At 57.5% G+C, this 18,825-nt stretch carries 14 protein-coding genes; 4 read left to right on the top strand and 10 right to left on the bottom strand.

Annotated features, from left to right (window positions below; translation table 11 throughout):
* Nucleotides 1–169 precede the first annotated feature (169 nt).
* Nucleotides 170–1,360 (bottom strand): hypothetical protein, encoded by a 1,191-nt coding sequence (locus AC07NV_RS17110; RefSeq protein ID WP_495167584.1) that lies wholly within the window; start codon nucleotides 1,358–1,360, stop codon nucleotides 170–172.
* A gap of 1 nt (nucleotide 1,361) precedes the next feature.
* Complete coding sequence (locus AC07NV_RS17105; protein WP_495167583.1) at nucleotides 1,362–2,357, bottom strand: nucleoid-associated protein; 996 nt, start codon at nucleotides 2,355–2,357, stop codon at nucleotides 1,362–1,364.
* A 357-nt stretch (nucleotides 2,358–2,714) separates the two neighbouring features.
* Here AC07NV_RS17105 and AC07NV_RS17100 point away from each other — a divergent pair, with 357 nt between their 5' ends.
* Nucleotides 2,715–5,687: a hypothetical protein gene (locus AC07NV_RS17100; protein WP_495167582.1), complete on the top strand. Its 2,973-nt coding sequence runs from the start codon at nucleotides 2,715–2,717 to the stop codon at nucleotides 5,685–5,687.
* 129 nt (nucleotides 5,688–5,816) lie between these two features.
* Here the strand turns inward: AC07NV_RS17100 and AC07NV_RS17095 are convergent, their stop codons facing one another.
* Genes AC07NV_RS17095 through AC07NV_RS17070 form a run of 6 tightly spaced genes read right to left on the bottom strand, consistent with a single transcriptional unit; the run spans nucleotide 5,817 to nucleotide 10,304 of the window.
* On the bottom strand, nucleotides 5,817–6,941 hold the full coding sequence (locus tag AC07NV_RS17095) for a hypothetical protein (protein WP_495167581.1): 1,125 nt from the start codon (nucleotides 6,939–6,941) through the stop codon (nucleotides 5,817–5,819).
* A 26-nt stretch (nucleotides 6,942–6,967) separates the two neighbouring features.
* A complete protein-coding gene (locus tag AC07NV_RS17090) occupies nucleotides 6,968–7,258 on the bottom strand; it encodes a DUF6378 domain-containing protein (protein WP_495167580.1) in 291 nt (96 codons plus the stop codon).
* Nucleotides 7,259–7,318: 60 nt separating this feature from the next.
* Nucleotides 7,319–7,813, bottom strand: coding sequence for a PIN domain-containing protein (locus AC07NV_RS17085; protein WP_495167579.1), 495 nt, complete (start codon nucleotides 7,811–7,813; stop codon nucleotides 7,319–7,321).
* Nucleotides 7,810–8,937 (bottom strand): ImmA/IrrE family metallo-endopeptidase, encoded by a 1,128-nt coding sequence (locus AC07NV_RS17080; protein WP_495167578.1) that lies wholly within the window; start codon nucleotides 8,935–8,937, stop codon nucleotides 7,810–7,812. Before AC07NV_RS17080 ends, AC07NV_RS17085 begins: the two co-directional genes overlap by 4 nt.
* 1 nt (nucleotide 8,938) lies before the next feature.
* The gene (locus AC07NV_RS17075) at nucleotides 8,939–9,514 is read right to left on the bottom strand and encodes a hypothetical protein (RefSeq protein ID WP_495167577.1); all 576 of its coding nucleotides are present in this window, start codon (nucleotides 9,512–9,514) and stop codon (nucleotides 8,939–8,941) included.
* 4 nt (nucleotides 9,515–9,518) lie between these two features.
* Nucleotides 9,519–10,304: a hypothetical protein gene (locus AC07NV_RS17070; protein WP_495167576.1), complete on the bottom strand. Its 786-nt coding sequence runs from the start codon at nucleotides 10,302–10,304 to the stop codon at nucleotides 9,519–9,521.
* 489 nt (nucleotides 10,305–10,793) lie between these two features.
* Between AC07NV_RS17070 and AC07NV_RS17065 the strand changes: the two genes are divergently transcribed.
* Both AC07NV_RS17065 and AC07NV_RS17060 read left to right on the top strand, forming a co-directional pair.
* Complete coding sequence (locus AC07NV_RS17065) at nucleotides 10,794–11,393, top strand: hypothetical protein (RefSeq protein ID WP_495167575.1); 600 nt, start codon at nucleotides 10,794–10,796, stop codon at nucleotides 11,391–11,393.
* 331 nt (nucleotides 11,394–11,724) lie between these two features.
* A complete protein-coding gene (locus AC07NV_RS17060) occupies nucleotides 11,725–12,114 on the top strand; it encodes a hypothetical protein (RefSeq protein ID WP_495167574.1) in 390 nt (129 codons plus the stop codon).
* A 41-nt stretch (nucleotides 12,115–12,155) separates the two neighbouring features.
* On the opposite strand, the gene AC07NV_RS17055 is transcribed toward AC07NV_RS17060, so the two are convergent.
* Nucleotides 12,156–14,084, bottom strand: coding sequence for a hypothetical protein (locus AC07NV_RS17055; protein WP_495167573.1), 1,929 nt, complete (start codon nucleotides 14,082–14,084; stop codon nucleotides 12,156–12,158).
* A 229-nt stretch (nucleotides 14,085–14,313) separates the two neighbouring features.
* Between AC07NV_RS17055 and AC07NV_RS17050 the strand changes: the two genes are divergently transcribed.
* On the top strand, nucleotides 14,314–15,429 hold the full coding sequence (locus AC07NV_RS17050) for a Fic family protein (RefSeq protein WP_495167658.1): 1,116 nt from the start codon (nucleotides 14,314–14,316) through the stop codon (nucleotides 15,427–15,429).
* Between the two features lie 1,050 nt (nucleotides 15,430–16,479).
* Here AC07NV_RS17050 and AC07NV_RS17045 read toward each other — a convergent pair.
* Entirely contained in the window at nucleotides 16,480–18,801 is a 2,322-nt protein-coding gene (locus tag AC07NV_RS17045) for a serine hydrolase (protein ID WP_495167572.1), read from the bottom strand.
* Between the last annotated feature and the right edge of the window lie 24 nt (nucleotides 18,802–18,825).

The following is an 18,825-nucleotide window of genomic DNA, read 5'->3' as shown; positions in this document are numbered from 1 at the left end:
CCCATCGACACCTGCGTCCCCATTTTCGCGTTTATTAACCCGCGAAGCGGTGCCCACGTTTGGCCGTTAGCGGTCAGGCAGCTTTCAGCGGGGAGGTCTAAAGTAGCAGACCCTCCTTTCAGTTTGCGCGGTCATTCGCCTTCGCCATCGCTATCAACTCCCAAGACCCTTAGCGCCATAGATTCAGGCAAGTACCCGATCCTTCTTCGGTGAGCCCGAGGAAGACGAAGAGCGCGACGATAAAACCGAAGACCCCAATCCCGATTACGCAGCGCAGCGCGATCTCATGCCAGCGGATGCGCGCTTCGAGATCCGTAAAAATGTCAGTGAATTGGTCCGCGACATCGGCATATTCGTCGGCCAGGCGCGTCTTCTGACCTTCGATCTCGAGCGCGAGCACGCCAAGCGTCTTCCGCTGATTGAGGACGGCAAGTAGCAAGAGCGCAACGAAGATCGCGGCGCCAGACAGAACGGCGATATTGCTCCAAAATTCTGCGCTGCAGCCAGTCGATTTTTTGAGCTGCGCCGCGACAATCATCGTCGCGACTGGGATACCTAGAAGCTGATTTTGAATGTCGACGATCGTCTTGTGGATCTTTGCAACGAAATCGACGCGCGCCGTTTCAACCTCGTTGCGGATTTTGGAGTAAGAGAAGCTCGAAATGAAAAGTTTGTAGCCCTGTTCGAGGCGGTTGCAGAGAACTTCGAGGTTGCGCAGCAGATAGCCGAAGCGCTGAGCTTCGGGCACGGGGCCAGCAAGTTCGCAGATCGCATTGACGAAGAGCGTCATCCGGTGATCGGCGTGGAGCGTTTGCGACAAAAGTCCGTCGAGCCTTGCTGAAAGCTCGGACACGTTGGATTGAAGGTCGGCAGCACCGAAGCGTTCGGGAACGATGATCTTCTGGGTGCCGATAAAGACTAGTTCGCGGCGGGTATCGTCAACATAAGATGCGGCCTGACGCAGATATTTTGTGACGCCGAGCATCGCTCGATATTCGACGATCTTTGACGGCACAACACTGTCACCATTGGCGAAGGCGGCCTCGATCACATAGTAATGTTTGGGCTCCGCGGACGCTGCGTCGAAATGTTTGAACAGCGCGTCGAAGTTGCGAACGAGCAGCCCGAGCTTTTGCGACGGCGGCTTCCATTCGATATCGACGGTCGTTCCGACGGTCAGCGCGACGCCTTCTTGAACCAGTGAGATTTGCGCGTCTTCATAGAGCGTATCGTCGTTCTCGATGCGCTCGATGGTTTCGGCGATTTTGAGCGTCGCGATTTTGAGCCGACCTGTGCCCGCCTCAGCATCGAACTTGGTGCACCGGTAGAGGTCCACCAGCTCAGACCAGCTGATGCTCATGTCAGCCGACCAGCGTCCGCAATTCGTGGACAAACTCATCGGGGAGATCGAGGAGCGTGAGGCTATTATCTTTCTTGTTGAAGCGCACCGGGCCGTGGTTGAGAGCCTCCCGATCGAACTCGACGCTCCAGGCGGGAGTTTGCGATTTGAGGCGGACGAGCGACTTTAAAGCGCGCCGGTCGGGGACGAAGCCGTCGTTTAACTTGCGATCCGGATGCGCGAGCCAAGTGACGAGTTTCGTCGGTGCTTTGGGAAGAAGCTCATTAGCGAGCGCCTCGAAGGGGAGCTCCTCGCGCTGCCGCGAATAAGTCTCGCAAATGACCTTTGCCTTACCGAGGAAGGCCGCAGTATCGACCTCATTCATTTTCTCCGCGGCAGCATAGTCCTTCAATGACGCTACTAGATCGCTCGTATCCTTGCGGTCCTGCACGACGGAATCACAGCCCAGAAACTCTTGGAAGTATTCAGAGACGTTGCCCTTCCCTTTGAGGAAGCTGACATAGCGTTCCTCCCTTGCGGCCCAACCGGTAAGATTGATCCGCCCAGCAAAGCGGAAGCCGTCAAGATCAAGATGCTTGACGCTTTGCATCTGGAGGTTGCTGGTGAGTGCGGCACCGAGTTTGTCGTTGACGATTGCGACGAGGAGATAGTCGCGCTTATCCGCAAAAAACCGTGCGAAGAAGACATATCCTCCGGTCGAAGCTGACTTGCGGCCAGCCTGAATTTCGAGATTGGCCATCATCTTGTGGGTGAAAGCGAGGAAATCGATACTTTTGTGACGGATAAAATCGACCACATAGCTTTCGGTTGGATAGCCGTCAGCGGACGTGAACTTGCCGTGCGATTTGGAGGCGCGACCCTTGTAGAGTTCGTAAAGCTCGTCGACGACCCGTTGGGTCGTTTCATTAACCGGGAGTTCTTTGTCGGCAAGGACGACGGAGAAGCCGCCGTCGCGCCGTTCGAGGTCGTGGATCGCGAGACCCTTGATTTGATTCACTTTGGCTTCCCCCTTCGCCCCGCGACTTGATCCGCCGTGACGCTCCCGATGACAGAATACGCGGCGTCAAACCACACGACGGCACAACTACAAGAGCAAATATATACGGATCGGCAAAAGGCCTAACGAAAATCGACCTGCCTCGAACGCTCATTATATTCATTTCGCAACTTCGTCGAAGGCGTTGGCCGTTTGCCGTCACGCCGGCTTGAACGGGAAACTAAACGAAGCGGACGTTGCCGGCGTGCCGGTGACTATGGCAGCTAACGACCGATTGTGAACGACCGATTCTCGCGAGCAGGCATCGCTTAGCTTGCCGAGGTCGGGTTGCTCCGGGGGCTGCAGCGCGGTCGGCAAATGGAAATGCAGACATTCTTTGAGGCTGACCGATGCCCGCCGACTTCCTATGACGATGTCATGGCAAATCCAGCGCAGCTCGCCGGTCAGATCCGCTACTATCTCGGCGAACTCTCCACCCGCAGCGGGCATCACGAATTCGAGGAGCTCGCGCGGCATACGGCCCGGGCGCGACTTTACAGCAATATTCTACCCGCAACGGGTCCGGTCAGCAGCGGTGGAGATGGTGGACGGGACTTCGAGACCTTCGAAACCCAAATCTCGGACAGTCTCACGGTGGGATCCTCCTTTGCCGGGCGATCATCCGCGACCAGGCGCGTCGTGTTCGCATGCAGCCTCGAAAAGAAGATCGAAGCCAAGATCCGCCGCGACCTCAAGACGATCATCGCGAATGGAAAGCCCGACGAGATCATCTGCTTCTGCGAAAGCAATCTTCCGATCGGGCGGCGGCGCAAGCTCATCAAGGAAGCTGACGAGGCGGGCGTGGAACTGCGCGTTTTCGACGGTACAGCGATAGCAGAATGGCTCGCCGAGCCCGACATATTCTGGATCGCACAGCAATATCTTCACCTTCCCGAAGATCTTGCGCCGGACGTGGTGCAGGAAGAAGGCTATTCGGCGCACCGGCGAAAATGGGCCGAGCGCGACGTTATTCCCGTCAGCCGGGCGCATTTTGTCGCGATCAAATCGGGACTCCGTGCAGCGACCTTTGAAGAGAGTGCCCGGGTCGATCTCGGGTTCTGGCTTTCAAAAATGGAGGGCTTCTTCGCTACGATCACGCCTCGCGATCTCGTACGCGATGCCAGTTATGAAATTGCCGTAGCTCAGCTGCGGGGGCGCGGCGAACTCGACAGCCAAGCCGCGCGAGTCGAGGATTATTTCAGCGACTTAGAGGACCATGTCTCGATCGGGGACCTATCGACTGCGAGCACGCTGCTGACCTACTGCATGGGAGCGCTCTATCTCGGCCACTTTCACGGCAACCACGCTGACTTCGCGGCGATCCGGGACCGCCTGTCTGCTACGCTCCAGAATGAGTTGGCCAAGGACATTGGGCCCGGGCGTCGGGCCGGCCTACTCCATGTTTCGGCACTCCTCGAACGAACACCGCCGGCGCCGGGCGTGATGCCCAACTATGGAAGAAGCGCCGAATTGTGGAACGAGATGCTCGACCACGCGGCCGAGGCGCCCCTCTATCCCGTCGAGTCCTTTGCAGACCTGTTGACCAAACTCATCTCCAACGGGGGCAATGATGAGGGGCTGCTGGAGCTGGGGATCCGAACCGACGAACTGCTTGCCAAGCGGCTTGGGGGAACGGCAGCCGGCGAGAAAGCGCTCGACCGCGCCCACGGCCTCATCGATCGCGGTGAGCGAGCAGCAGCCATACGTGAACTCCATCGTGCCAAAGGAAAGTGGTTCTCCGGCGAGAGGTTGCGAGGAGCGATCACGGTCTTGCTCCTGCTCTCGCGCGAATATGGCGAGCTGGGCCTCGGCTATGCTGCCAAGTACCACGCCATGGCGGCCGCCTTCGTAGCCGAAGGACAGGATGTAAGTGAGTATGGCGACCTCCTCGCAGACGCAATTTTCGACATTGCCGGAGCGGATGATCTCGCGGGGAACAGCTTCGCCTATTTGCGGGCTGCTCCCGTGCTCAGCGCCACCCATCTGGTTCATGCCGACCATGATGACGAAAGTGACGACAGTGAGCGCATCCAAATCAACATCGGACAAGCGGCGGCGCTGTTCGGGCTATTGGCCCGCCGGGATCCAGCTGGCTGGGCACAAGTGGAGAAGATCACCGCCGATTGGCCGCCTCCAATTGCCGAGGTGGTGATCGACGGCGCACGAGAACAATCCGGCTTCTGGAACAACGAAAGCTGGGACGACACGTGGGAAGGAATGGAGAGTGGCTTCGCGGATCGCCCATTCGGCGACGTCGGCGAGGAGCGGAACCTAAGTTGGGAGGCGCTAGGCCTTCGGTGGAAGTGCCGCTTCTCAAATGACTTTGCGACCACGCCGGCCGCGGAACAGCTCGTGACCGAACTGCAGCTCATCGCGTGCGCCTTCGCGCAGCGCGACCTCGGCATCGTCCCGGATGAAGTTCGGATCGAGATATCGGTTGGTGCCGATGCCGACGGATTTGAGCTCGAAGAGATAGAGGAAGGCGAGGCGAGTTTCCACGTCAGGTTGCCGGCGGCGGACCGCGGACCCGACGAGTTCGTCCATGCGGTCGAGGTATTTGCCGCAGCGCTGCGCAGCGTCTCGGTTCTGGATGACGACGATCTCAAGCACAAGTTCAACCGGGACCTGTTCGAAGCGAGCTTTATTGGACGACCTTATGCTGAACTCTTCCGGCACTTCTTTGCCGGGGCTGGCTTTTCAGAAGCCCTGCGTCGAAGCATTCCACCACTCGACCCGGACAGGGAGTTCCACTCGAAGCGGTTCAATTTTGTGCCGTGGCATAATGGTCCCGGTCCCAACTTCGATCCTGATCGTTCTCTTTTGGACATTGAGAATCGCTACCGCCTGACCCTCCAGTCTCTACGTTTTACCGTACCGAGGCTCATGGCTGACGGGCGTTCACGCGAGCTTCTCGAAGCTATGCACTTACGCGGCATGAAGGATTGGGAGATCCTCAGCATTGTGGGCAATATCATGCTCAACGCGCGACTAAGGGGACTCAAGGTTGACCCCGAGGAGTGGTACGTTCGCGGCCAGGAAATGCTGGCCACTCCGGAAAGTGAGGCCGATGCGATAGATCCTGGCCTCGTAACCGCCGAGGAGCTTCGATTGCACGAAGTTATCTACCATGGGGTTTTCTTGGCAAACTGGGACCTGCACGCGCCATGGCGACCGAACGGCGCAGGGCTTGAGCGCTTCCTCGTTGAACGCTTCGGCCTGCGCGATCTCGACGTTGAGCACACCGACATTTTTGGCTGGGACGAATGGGCAGCAGAATCCGGAGGCCTATAATCGCAACCACAGGACATCGGAAAGGTGAGCCGTTGGATGGACTAGGTCATCCACTTCTAACAAAAGGCGCAGAGCATTTGGCGCATCTGCGTTATTCGGCGTCGATCGAGCGAGCTGGAGCTCAGAAGATTACATCCGTTGACCAAATGTAGCGGTCATGAGGTCGGATCTGCAAAGGGGCGCACCACGATACATTATGCGTTCGAACACACCTTCAATCGCAATCGTTCCGTCAACCATGACGCGGGCCATCACACCCTCAGTTTGAGGGTGTTCGGAGGTCCAAAGAATTGCCGGCATACTTGGCCAAAGAGCGAACTCGGCCGAAGGCAACTCGTCAAGATCAAGAATGTCGTCAGCCACCCGTCGAGGTGTAGGAGAAAATTGATCGTTGAGCGACTTTAGAGGCGTCGATGCTATTGGTCGGTCGCTCCAAGTTCCATCGCGGCCGCAGTTGCTGCACAAATGCTTACTGTGGGCGCGATCTGCGAATTCGCCAAGATCCAAGTGCGGCCAACCGCAGTCCTTACAATGGATGCTACCCATTTCCACGCCGCGCTCGACGGCTAAAAGATACTCGACAGCAGCGGGGGGAGTGAGGTGGACTAGCCGCTCTTCAACTGCTCCCAGAAGATCGCTTCTATCGCTGTATACTACTGTCAGCGCCTCGCACTCGTACAGCTTGGTTGGGTTCTTTTCCTTGCCTTCGAAACTCTGCACCATAAACTTTTGTGCCAGACATTCGGACTTCCAACCCCTGCTAGTAAATGCGGGAGGAAGCTCATACGTGATCGCCAGTGCCTCCGACGCATCGACGCGGACCCGCGGAGGATTTACGACGTAGGACATCGGTTGCGTATGATTTGCACAACGGAGGACACCGTCGCGGCGGGCACCCAATAAATCCGGTTTCGTACCCCAATGATGCTGATGAGTGCGGCACCACCATCGTTTGGCGCCGTTTCTCATCTTTCCCGCTTCGACAATGTCACAGGCAAGGATAGCGTTGGTACCGGAGGGCGTCGGCATTGTTGCCAAAACATCGTCGCTGAACACAGCGACATTCCCGAGCGTTCTGCCAACAGACCAGCAGAGAGCTTCGGATGAACTTCTGGCGGCAGTCTCGGCCTGACGGATGGGTTGTTCGTAGCCCAGAAACTGCCCGTTGAGCCTTTCTCGCGAGGTAGCGACCGCATCGAAGGCCCACAGTTCAATTCGGCCGTCAACTGCCGCAACTCTTTCAATTTCTATCATCTTTTATCCAACGCATTCACGCCAGCTTATTCTCTCTCATCAAGCAGCATAACACCGCATCGACTATAGCCAGCAACATCGACCCACGAGTCTAAGTGATCTGGCGTTTGTATCAGCCGAGCAACTTTCGTCACGATCATACCAAGAATCTCTCGGATTTCCGCGTCAGGGCACTCATCGACCACCGCGCGCATTGTCGAGATCCGTCGATATGTATCCTGCGGGTTGCCGTACACATCTCGGCGATCCTCTGTCACCTTACCAAATGCAGCGTCAAACTGCTCGAGGAGACCTTGCTGCCGGTTATTTCTGCCCATCTTACTGCCCCCTCGTAACGCGCATAAAATTCTTCCGCGACTTTTTCTACGACTGGAGACCTATTCCTCCCCGCGGCAGAAAAAATCCTGAGGTGTATCTGGAAGGAAGCCACCTTGAGCGCGCATTGATCTTAAGATGGCCTTGGCTTCGGAACACTCAATCAGACGGCTTCCTACACACCATCTCAAGACCCTGATTGTCCCGAAGACACGTTCGCGCCCTATGATCGACGACGCGGCGTCGCGGGCGCGGCGATCATCGCAGCAAATGCTGAAATCAGTTTCAACGGCGATGGCCATACATTCGGTTTCGCCAGCACCCAGCTTGTACCTGTCGATAAACTCTAAAAAGCGCTCAGAATTTACCGTGTCGTCGTCGAGGAATTGAACTAATCCCTTTATCCGCAGATCCAGTAAAACTGCTGCGCAAGTTGGTCCGGACTCGTCGACGACGAGCGGAGGCAGCCACCATTCGACATCAAGGCGACAGACGAGATCCATCGCCTCTGCATTAACGAGGTTTATAACCGAGCTGGAATCAAGCAGCGCTCTCAAAGCTGCAAATTCCTAGTATTGGCGGCTAATATCTCCCCTAAGGTGAATCCGAGGCGATCGGCAGCCCAACCAATCGAAACTTCTCCTAGGTTGATCTTCTCCGACAAAGACTCCGCGAGCGCCGCCGAAATTGCCGGAAACTTTACTTCCGGGCGAGCAGGAAGCTGAAGTTCGTCCGCTCGCTTTTCCGGGGAGCCAAAATCCTTACGGAGCATGTCAGCGAGTCCGTGTGCGACCCCTGCGGGAAGCAAGCCCAAATCTTCGCAGCGACGGGCCGCAACCTCGAAACTCACGCCATAAAACCGGGCTAAAAGAAGTAGCTCAAGATCGGTGAGATTTATGGAGGAAAGGTCATAGTGTTCACGAAACGCCTGCAGCGACCTGCCAACCCCGACATCTGGAAGAAGGAGGCAGGATGCGAATGCGTCGACGAAAGCCTCTTCCTTGGAGTGGCGACCGAAGGTTGCGATGTCTGACGGACGTTCAAATAGTGCTCTTCGCTCTCCGTTGTGATGCGCAATGAGATGACCGAGTTCGTGCCCCGCGGTGAAGAGCATTCGCCCTGAAAATCTCGGCGAGACGAATATAAAGCAATAGTTGCCGGCGATAAGCGAGACGCCTTCGTATCGCGAATAGCCAAGCTTGCTGACAATACAGCCGTCTAGATTCCCTAGTACTTCGAAGAGATCGGACGCAGGCTGAGTTTCGTGCTCAGCATACACGATTCGCCTAAAGTCCTGCGCCAGACGGTCGGCCTCGGCGTAAGTTCTCTCGGTCGGTTGGAAACCGGCCAGCCAGTCTGGAAGTTCGGTTCGGTTCGGCAGAATTTCCAATGCCGCCTCCACGAAAGATGCTACCTTCTCGACGGTTAGATCGTATGCCGTCTCACCCTTCTTAGTTCCGCGGAATAGCGGTCGAATTGCACCCGTCTCGCTGGATAACTGGCTTCGCGCGAGGAGATGCAATGGAATGCGCAGACCAGATGCGATGGCGCGCACTTCCGAAATTGCGGCACTATTGCCGGCCAAAATCTCCTGAACCCGATCAATGGGCAAACGTGACCTGTCTGCGATTTCTCTTGGGCTGACCTTGAGCCCTTTCAATGCGTCGGCAATAATGGTCACATTACTTCGCCGCTGCCTTTATGCCGCGCAGCCAGTCCATCAAGCCGTGAACTTGGGCCTCATCTAGCTTGCGATGCCTTCCGATAATATCGATCGCGCGGTTTCCTGGTCGATCGAACATCTCGGACAATTTCCTGAGCGATCGTTCTCGGCCGAGTTCTACCTCTCGTGGAGTGATCAACGCCGCCGACTGGTCGCCTACAATGTAATTGCGTATGCGCTTTTCGAACGTTTCCGACGCGTGATGATCCAAAGGATGCTGTCGTCCGGCTGCGTCGACAATTACGTTGCCTCGAACGATGCCGCGTTCATCAGCACGAAGCCGGTTCTGAGGAAACCTGCCGTAGGCCGCTAGGGTGGTGATCTTCTCAGCGACACGCAAGCCGCCAACGATGTACTGCTGTACGTTCGGCGTTTTTCCCGAGACCACAAAAAGAAAGTCGCCAGGATCAACAAATTCTCGAAGGTTAGGCATGCACGCCCCTAACGTGGGCGGATCGCCAAACAGGGGATCATCTAGATTGTCTCGAAGGCCAGGATCCGCCCCGGTTCCGGTAATGTAGATATAACCCTTCACTCGCTTAACCTCCCTTGGCATGCCTCGCCCTCTTAAGCTCTTTGATAGTCTCCACAAAGGGATTGCTTACGACCAGCCGACGGCGACTCGGCGTATCGAAATTTGCTCCGCACTTATGGCAGACATGTTTTGACTTCGGCCGAAACGCTTGCTCGCCATCATCAAACAGAGGGTGCTCGCAGTTTGGGCATCGAATACAAACTACTTTATTTCGAAGATATATCAGAGCATTCTGCGCCATAAAAACGCGAAGTTGGCGCTCATCCAATTCGATGCCATCGATCGTCACCTTGGCGAAGGTTCCATCGACGGCCGGCATTGCCCCAGCCTTCTTCCAAGCGTGGACATGTATTCCCTCTTCTTCCTTGCGGGTCGATGTCCAGAGAAGCGCCGGATTGGACGCCCATATCTGCATACCCGCCGGATAATTTGCCTGTGAGATATCGAGGACCGTTTTCGCTCGTTTAGGCTCCACCGGAGCGGCGAACCCTAGGAGTTCGTGGCGAATGATCTCAAGCGGGTTTGAGATGTGCTTCTTTTCTTCACGGAAGAGCGTGTTGCACCTGTGGCATAGGTGAGTTCTATGAGGCTTCACAGCAAACCAGTCGGAGTCCAAATGCGGGGTTTGACAGTTTGGGCAGAAGAGCCCTTTGATAGACCGTCCAAGAAACCGGCTGATATAATAAGCAACGGCTGTTTCTGCCGTGATCAGCACCGGCTTTTCCGTAAAAAGGTCAGCCTTCACGGTCAACTCGACAGCATCAAAAGTCTGATCGATTTCCTTCTTCATTCCCGCCCGCTTTCTGGCGTGAACGTGAATTCCCCGATCCGCTGGCTCTTCGGCAGTATTATAGACCGGTTCGACCGCACCCCATAGCGCTACCCCTCCTGGAAACTCATTCGGATCTAATTTGAACCGTCGAAAATCGGCGATTGTTCGGTACGCCCCTTCGCAGCGAGGCAGTCTCCCCCCGAACCTCGCGGTTGCGGACGAGTTGTGCGAAAAGCACCAGTACTTAGTCCTACCATTACGGGGTTTAGGTACCAAGCGTATGTAACAATCGTCGACAGAAATGCTTTCCATATTGTCTCGTTAAACTTTAAGTTCGAGACCAACGTAACAAAATTTAATGACTTGGTCGAGCTGGTACGCCGTAAGCCTCGCAAATGCCGAATCAGGTATGAATGTAACGGCATAGCGGCGAAGCCCTTACCTTCGTTTGACGGCGCGATCGCCGACAGACATATTTGAGCTGTCCGCCCAGCCGAAAGGAAAGTCATGATCGGAGTGTTAGCCTACGGATCGCTAATTACGAATCCGGGGGAGGAACTGGCGGCTGTTATAGTGGGGGAGAAGCGGCAGGTGATCACACCGTTCGCCGTGGAATTTGCGCGTTCAAGTAGCAAGAGATTTGGAGCACCAACACTCGTTCCGATCCAGAATGGCGGTCGGCCGGTGCTAGCCACTTTATTCGAAGTTGCGGTCGATGAGCAGCAAGTGCTCGATATTGTCTACAGGAGAGAGATTAACGCGGTCGGGAGTCAAAAAACTTACTCCGACCCAGCACCTGACAAAATCAATGCAGTTCGGTTGGATCGGTTTCGCAACTTCGAGGGATTCAATCTCGTGGTTTGCGCCGCACTCCGACCGAATATCGAGAATCTTTCTGCTGAGGTCCTGGCCGACTTAGCTATTGCAAGCGCGAGGGAGCTGAGAGACGGGCGAGATGGAATAAGCTATTTGATGAGCGCAAAATTATGCGGTGTAGAGACCGAGCTGACAGCTCAATATGAAGCCGCTGTTCTCAAGCGTACAAGCACCACCAGCCTTTCCGAGGCACTTGCGGCTGTACAGGCCGAGGCTCCTCAACACAGGTAGATCGAACGTCCGCTTTGACCGGCGCTAATCCGCCAGCCGAATGGCCGACATCAGGCGCAAAGCGGAAATGCCTGTATATGGCCATCTCTTCCATCTGCCTCAAACAACTTCAGGGCTGATTGACGACAAATCCCTATAACGAGCGTCGGAGCGATTCCTTCTCACAGGTCAACAACCAATCAGCTGGGTCGGCAGGCACATGTTGCTTGTTACCGCTAAACACCTTGCACTTTGCGGACCAGTGACGGCAGCCTAGGTCGAGCAGCTAGAGTTTGGCGAGAGGTCCGATGTCAAAGAAGCAGCGATGTCGATAAATGCAATCGAGGCCAGGATGAACGCCGAAGCACATGTTGCGGTGTTAAAATTGAGCGAATGGCTGACAGCCGGGCATCTGTCCCGGATTTTGAACGGCAGCGAGAACGCCAGCGCAATGCTTCATAAATGGAGACGGGACGGGCGTATCTTTTCCATTCGGCAGCCGGGAGCAGAGTATTTCCCTGATTACGGATTCGATCCCGGAGCGGGCTATCAGCCGGTCCCAGGCTTGGCTCGGATTCTGAAGCTGTTTGTCGGCGAATTGAATGATTGGGAGATCGCGATCTGGTTTGCATCGCTAAACGGCTTCCTCAACGCGAGGCGCCCCCAAGACCTATTGTCATCAGATCCAGATCTTGTTCTCGCCGCGGCGGAAGACGAAATATTTGGCATTCAGCATGGCTAGATTGATTAAGATCGTCAGACCGCCTCACAAGAACACAGATATTAAGCTGCATCCCAGACCTGGTTGATGACTTTCGCTGCCAGCGCGATCTTGTTCTCTGGCAGAAATCGCCCGTAGTGCTGGGCTACCACTTCGGCGGTATCTTGAATCGCATAGCCTGCCTGTTCGTAAGATCCTGTTTCTTTGAGAATATGCGTGGCCAAAACATCGCGCACATTGTGAGGCCCATGAGGCAGCAGCCCCTTGATCGCGCCGCGCTTGGTATATGGGTTGAAAATCCCATAGCGTTGAATGGTCAGCCGCCACGCTTCGTAAAATGTGGACTGATTATATGCCGCACCTTGGCTCGTCGATTTGACTGTCTTCACGAAGAAGGTGCCCGGATCTGACGCGCCATTGAGCAGGATTGGCCGATGTATCCGGATATAGCTGTCGAGGAACCGATAGAGATTCCCGACGTCCGGCAGCAACAATCGATAGGGCCGTTTCGCGAAGAAGGAAGAGTTTGCGTTCTTGAAGGCCGCGGCGGGAATGAACACCTCCCACCCTCGCTCCTTGCCGTTCCAGCGTAGTTCGCCGCATCGTTGTGTCTCAAGTTGGCGCTCGGACCTTGGGTTCTCACCGCGCGGGCAAAGGAGCAATTCTCTCAGGTTTCTTTGGCGGACGCCCAAGTGCAGCCCGAGCCGGATAAGCAATAGCGAGCGCATGGCCTCGGCTGCCGGTCGGGGATAGCGCCCCGCAGGCGGCATCAACCGCACAATTTCATCCGCGATCCGACGATATTCGCCGACAGGGCTGTCCGCCTCCAGCACGGCCATGATCGGCTCAAACGTATCGCGGTGTACTTTCGCGACGCGCTGGATCTCTTTCGCGCGGACCATACCGTGAGAATAGAAAGCCTCGCAAACCCCGTCCCAATCCGATTGCGCCGCCTGGATGTCCGCTTCCGATACCAAGCCAGGGATCGGGCGCAGCCTATGCGCCAGATCCGGTCGCTGCCGGAGCCAACCGGTGTCCGCGCGAGTCATCGCCAGCCCGAGCTGGACCATGTTGACTTCCCAGATGGTGAAGAAACCGCGCCGCCGCTCTCGCCACCTTACGTACCAGTCCCAGACCGCGGGAAAAATCAGCAGTGCAACGCTGAGCTTGGCGAGTGGCACGCCAAAACCAGCGACTGGTCCTTCGGGCGACGCCGCAAGCGCTCCGAATAGCAGTCCGAGGTGATCGACTTTCTGAAGCGCGGTCTGCTCATTCCAGACGCCGTTGCGGCGATATCCGATCTCAGTAAGCGTCGCCGTCTTGAATTGAATGAGATGCGCAACGTCCTCCGCCAACGCCCGTGGCGCGTCTCGCGATGTCGACACGAGTTCGAGTTCAACGTCATCCAGTTCACCGGGGTCGAACTCTTCGGCAGGCTCAACCGGGACCCGCGGCCGGATGTTGTTCAGGTCCGGGAATCGAAGCGCATAACGTTGCCTCATGGCCATGGCCTGGTAGCGACGGTAGTCGGTGGCGCCAGAGATGATGACCTTCCGCACCCAGTCCAAGATCTCGCGCCGCTCGCGAAGCGGCCGCCTGTCGAAATCATTGGGCAGATGCCAAGCCATCCGGCGCCGTTCCGCCGGGCTCATCTCGCCGAGTTTGGTATGCCCGCTCCCCGCTCGCCCGGTATGCGGAAGCTTGGCAGCGAAGTAACCGGCCGGAAGGCGATAGCGCGTCTCGATGCGGCTCAGAATTTCCAGGCTGGAAACGGATCGCGGCACCTTGGTGCCAGCGACCCAGTGCACAATCGTCTTGCGGTCGACGCGGTCCTTCGGTCCAACGATCGCCTTGTGCAGATGCCACGCGGTGTCGCCGTGTCTTTCCATATGCAGCGTCAGCGCCTCGTGGAATATGTCCCGGTCGCCCCAGATGGTCGAGTTCGGTTCTGGAAACTCGACGATGGCCCGGGGCTTTGGCCCGCGTTTCATCTTTGGTTGGGCATGGGAGATTGCGGCTGTAGAAGTTCGCTTACGACGGTTCTTCGGACTCATGAAATGAATGTTATCCTTCAATCGATTACGGCGCGGGGCCGGGCTCCTTACAGGATCGAAACGATTCCGGAAGCCCAATAGACCGAGTGCAGATGATCGATAGAAGATGCTTCTATCGATCACAAAATGCCGCTATCGTGATCGATAGAAGGGCTTGGTATCGATCATGCAGTGGAATTGGCAACAAGCAGACTGGCCATCGTTCCGTTATTCCCCTTCCCTCTTTGGGGATATGGAGGCCCGTTTCCTAAAGGGAGCCGGCGTTGTCATCGGGGCGCTTCATCACGTCGGCAAAGAGGCGCGGCAGGGCTTGACCCTGGACCTGATCTCTCAGGAAATGATCGAAAGTTCGGCGATCGAGGGCGAGATACTGGATCGCGCAAGCGTGCAGTCCTCCCTCGCCCGCCACTTGGGCCTGACAGCCGAAAAGCGGCGGGTCGGCAACGCCGAGGCAGGCGCCGCTGAGCTTATGGCGGACCTGTTTCAACGCTACGCTCTACCCTTGAATGACGAGATCCTGTTCGGCTGGCACGCAATGCTGATGAATGGCAGGCGCGATATCGTCGATATAGGGCAGTACCGAACGCATGACGATGCGATGCAAATCGTTTCCGGCCCCCTCCATGCGCCGCGGATCCACTTCGAAGCACCACCCTCATCGCAGATCGCGGGGGAGATGGAAGCCCTCATTGCATGGTTCAACGACAGCGCACCGGACGGGAAGAGGCCCCTCGGCCCGATCCTGCGCGCCGGCATCGCTCACCTCTGGTTCGAAAGCATCCACCCCTTCGAAGACGGCAATGGGCGGATCGGGAGAGCGATCGCGGAAAAGGCTCTCGCGCAAGCCCTCAACGCACCCACGCTGACCGCCTTGGCCAAGACCATCCACCGGCATCGGAAAGACTATTACTCCGCTCTCCATAGAGGAAGCCGCGATCTCGATATCGACGATTGGTTGAACTGGTTCGGAGCGATCGTGCTGGAGGCGCAGGAACGCACTCTGACCGAGGTCCGCTTCTTGATCGGAAAGACACGTCTCTTCGACGGCATCCAGGGACAGATCAACGAGCGGCAGGAGAAAGCCCTGCTCCGCATGTTCGCGGAAGGCCCCGATGGATTCACGGGCGGGTTGAGCGCCCACAACTATCAAACAATCACAGACGCTGCTCCGGCGACAGCTACGCGCGATCTGGCGAAGCTCGTCGAACTCGACGCGCTTTATCGAACGGGAGAACATCGCCATGCCCGCTATCATCTGAAACTGTTAGATAGCGGGATATGAGTCTCACATCGGCTGCGCTTGGACAATTGCCCATATATGGACAGTTAATCCGAAAAATGTAGGATAATCGTCCATATACGGACGATCCAATGCCTCTCAATAGCGCAAGAATTGCGGGGTCTAGGGCTTCCAAAAGCGGCGATCTCCCGCTATATGATGCCCATAGAAACGCGATGAACGAATTTAAAAAAATACAATAAAATCAACTACTTAACTAGATGCTTTGACTCTTAATCAGCGGGTCCTAGGTTCGAGCCCTAAAAAAAAAAGTGCGTCCACCATTTTCCTGAAATATAGGGGTTTTCATTTCCCCCTCCACCCTAGATGAGATTTAGGGCGGTGAACTCCGACGAAACAGCTGAAATATGGTGCGGTGATGCTCGATCTTCGCCGAATGGATGCTCATCAGCCACCCTCTCGATGTAAACGAGAAGCCCTCTGGAATGGCCGCTATTGGCCGGAAACAGACAGCCAGCTCTCGGGTCGAAATCGACAAATGCGGACGTTGCGGCGCACGCGAGGGCAGCGCGCTTTAGGGTATCGTCGTGACGGGTATTGCCAAGCGCGAAGCTGTAGCTCCCCGAAATTATACGTCACCTTAAGCGCGCGCACGAAACACGCGCCCGCAAGGTTGCGCCGCCGTTCTGTACCTGGAACCGCGTATATTCGGCGTCGAGAAGCCCGAGCGCCGCGTTGAAATTCAGGCCTTCCACCGGCTCGCCGGCTCTACCCTCTGCCGTCGTGATCGACAGACCGGGACAGCCTTCAGCCTGTTCATACAAGTGGATCTTGTGGAGGCTTGCCGCACTTGGCCGATTCCGACCAGGCGGCTTTCGGGCGTGGATTCAAGATGGTCAGCATTCGCCAGCCCCACACGCGAGCGACCATGGCGACTGATTGTGGACATAGGAAACATCGGGAACATCCTATTCCATGACAAGAGTGACGAGACCGGTCCCCACCGAGTGGTCCGAGCGGATTGTCAGTGCATTGATGCTTTGAAGCGCTTGGGAGTGACGCTCTGAAAGTAGCGATGCCGACCACCCCCACTCATCGGGCCGTCTCCGTGCGGAGTTGCTCGAACGAGGCGTTCCCGATCGGATAATCGGCCCAGGAGCCGAAATCATAATGCCACCATTCCTCGGGATAGACGGCGAAGCCCTGCGCCTCCATCGCCGATCGCAGCATCTCGCGCAGCCAGCGCTGATGATCCGACCCGCCGACGAAATTGGAATAGGATCGATCCGAGAATTCATCATACCGCCCGGTCGTCACCACCGGCTTGCCGGTGGCGAGCGAATAGAGCGTCAGATCGACCGCCGCACCGCGGTTGTGCCGCGACCCTTGCGTGGGGTCGGCGACGAACTGGCGGCTGGTCGGCGGCGTGGCATCCCAGAACATTTTTGTCACGAACCACGGCCGATAGGCGTCGTGGATCAACAGACCATAGCCGCGCGCGCGCAGCCCTGCGTTCGCCCGCGCAACCGCCTCGGCGGCGGGGCGCTGCATATAGGCCGCGGCGCTCTGATACACCGGCAGACCAATGAAATTGGTGTCGGCGGCATAGCGGATGTCGAGCTTGATGCGGGGGTCGAGCAACGGCAGCGCGACAAGATCGGACTTGCGGAGCCGCGGCGCTTCGGTCGGCGGGCTCGCGGCGAGAGCGGCGCCGCGCAGAGTGCTGATGTCGCCCTTGATGCCCGCGCGCACACGCGCCTGCACCTCGGCCCCGAAATCGCGGCGTGGCCAGCGGATGCCGCCAAGACGTAGCGCGATCGGCTGACGATCAGCGCCGCGCTCCACGCGAAGTATTTCCAGCGGATAAAGGCCGCGGTCGTCCGGAAAAGCATATTCATCGATGCCCACCTTGCGGAGCGGACGATAATCAGTCCATTCGATCCGCACATATGGCTGGCCGTCGCGCTCGTAGATGCGCAACACATTGTGCGCCCAGCCATATTCGCCGATCAACGCCGCCAGATCGGCGTTGGGCAGCGGCGGTTCGGGCTGCGACTGGCGCATGTAGCGCTTGCCGTCGAGTTCAAGCCAGCTTCCGTCGGGCGCAAAGGCGAGCCGCTCGTCGCGCGCCTGCGCATCGTCGATCAGATAATGGTCGCCAATCCGGCGCACCATGCCCACCGTCTCGGGACCATCGACCGCGAGCTGCCCGGCATAGACGCGCGCGCCGACACTGGCATGGCCATCGCTGAACCAACTCGACAGGCGCTTCGCCTCATCGCCGTTCACCGGAGACCCAAGTTCGTAGGGCGCGACCCGCTTGCCGGCTGCTGCGTCACGCCATGCCTGCAGCGCGTAACGCGCAATCCGGCTCGAACTCACACCCGAATCGACTGTGCTAAACACAATCACGCCGATCCCCGCCTCGGGCAGCAGCTGCAGCTCCGTCGCGAAGCCGTAGACGGCGCCCGAATGCCCGACCATCCGCGCGCCGTCGAGATCGCTGACGACGAAGCCGAGCCCGAAATTGCGCGAGGCGTTATTGGCTGGATATTGGGCGCGCCACATCTCGTCGATCGTCGCGGGTTTGAGCAGCGAAGCGCCGCGATCAAGCATCGCCGTCGCGAAGCGACCGAGATCGCCGGCCGTCGTGTAGAGGTTGCCCGCCGCCGGCGTGCCAAGATCGAACGGCACCGCCGCGAAGCGCGGGCCGTCGAACGACGCCATCTCGGCATAGGCGAGCCGATCCTTCACCGGCGCAAGCGTCATGCTGCTCGCCGACATACCGAGCGGCGCGAGCACAAGATCGCGCACCGCTTGGTCATAGGGTTTGCCGGTAACGGCCGCGAGTACCTCGCCGATCACGGCGACTCCGGCATTGGAATATTTGGTGATCGCGCCGGGCTTCGCAACGAGCATCGTGTCGTTGAGGCTCAGCACGGTATCAGCCTGCCCCGTGGCGTCGGTATCGAAATAATGCCCGCGCGGTGGCTCGCGGACGAGACCAGAACGATGCGTCATCAATTGGCGCAATGTGATGATACCGCCGAAAGGATTTCGGGGATGAAAGCTCGGCAGGTAATGGGTGACAGGCGCGTCGAGATCGATCCTGCCAGCCTCGACCAGGCGCATGATTGCAACGTCGGTGAACAGCTTGGAGACCGAGCCGGCACGATAGACGGTGTCGACGGTGGTCGGTTGCCTCCGGTCGGCGTCTGCGAAGCCCCATGATTGCGACCAGATCAGGCCGTTGCGATCGACCAGCGCGACCGCGATCGACGGCACCGCCTTCGCGCTCATCTCCGCCTGCACCGCGGCCGCGATGGCGGCCTCGGCCCCAGGCGCCGCTTGCGCCGTTCCACTCACCGTCATGCCGATCACGAACAGGAGACAGGTGAGGAGCGAGCGGATCATGAAATCCCCTTTCGAGACGAGCGC

The sequence above is a fragment of the Sphingopyxis sp. GW821-FHT10B01 genome (genome assembly GCF_059415685.1).
Note: the sequence above shows the minus strand (reverse complement) of the source record. Positions and strands in the feature narration are given on the sequence as shown.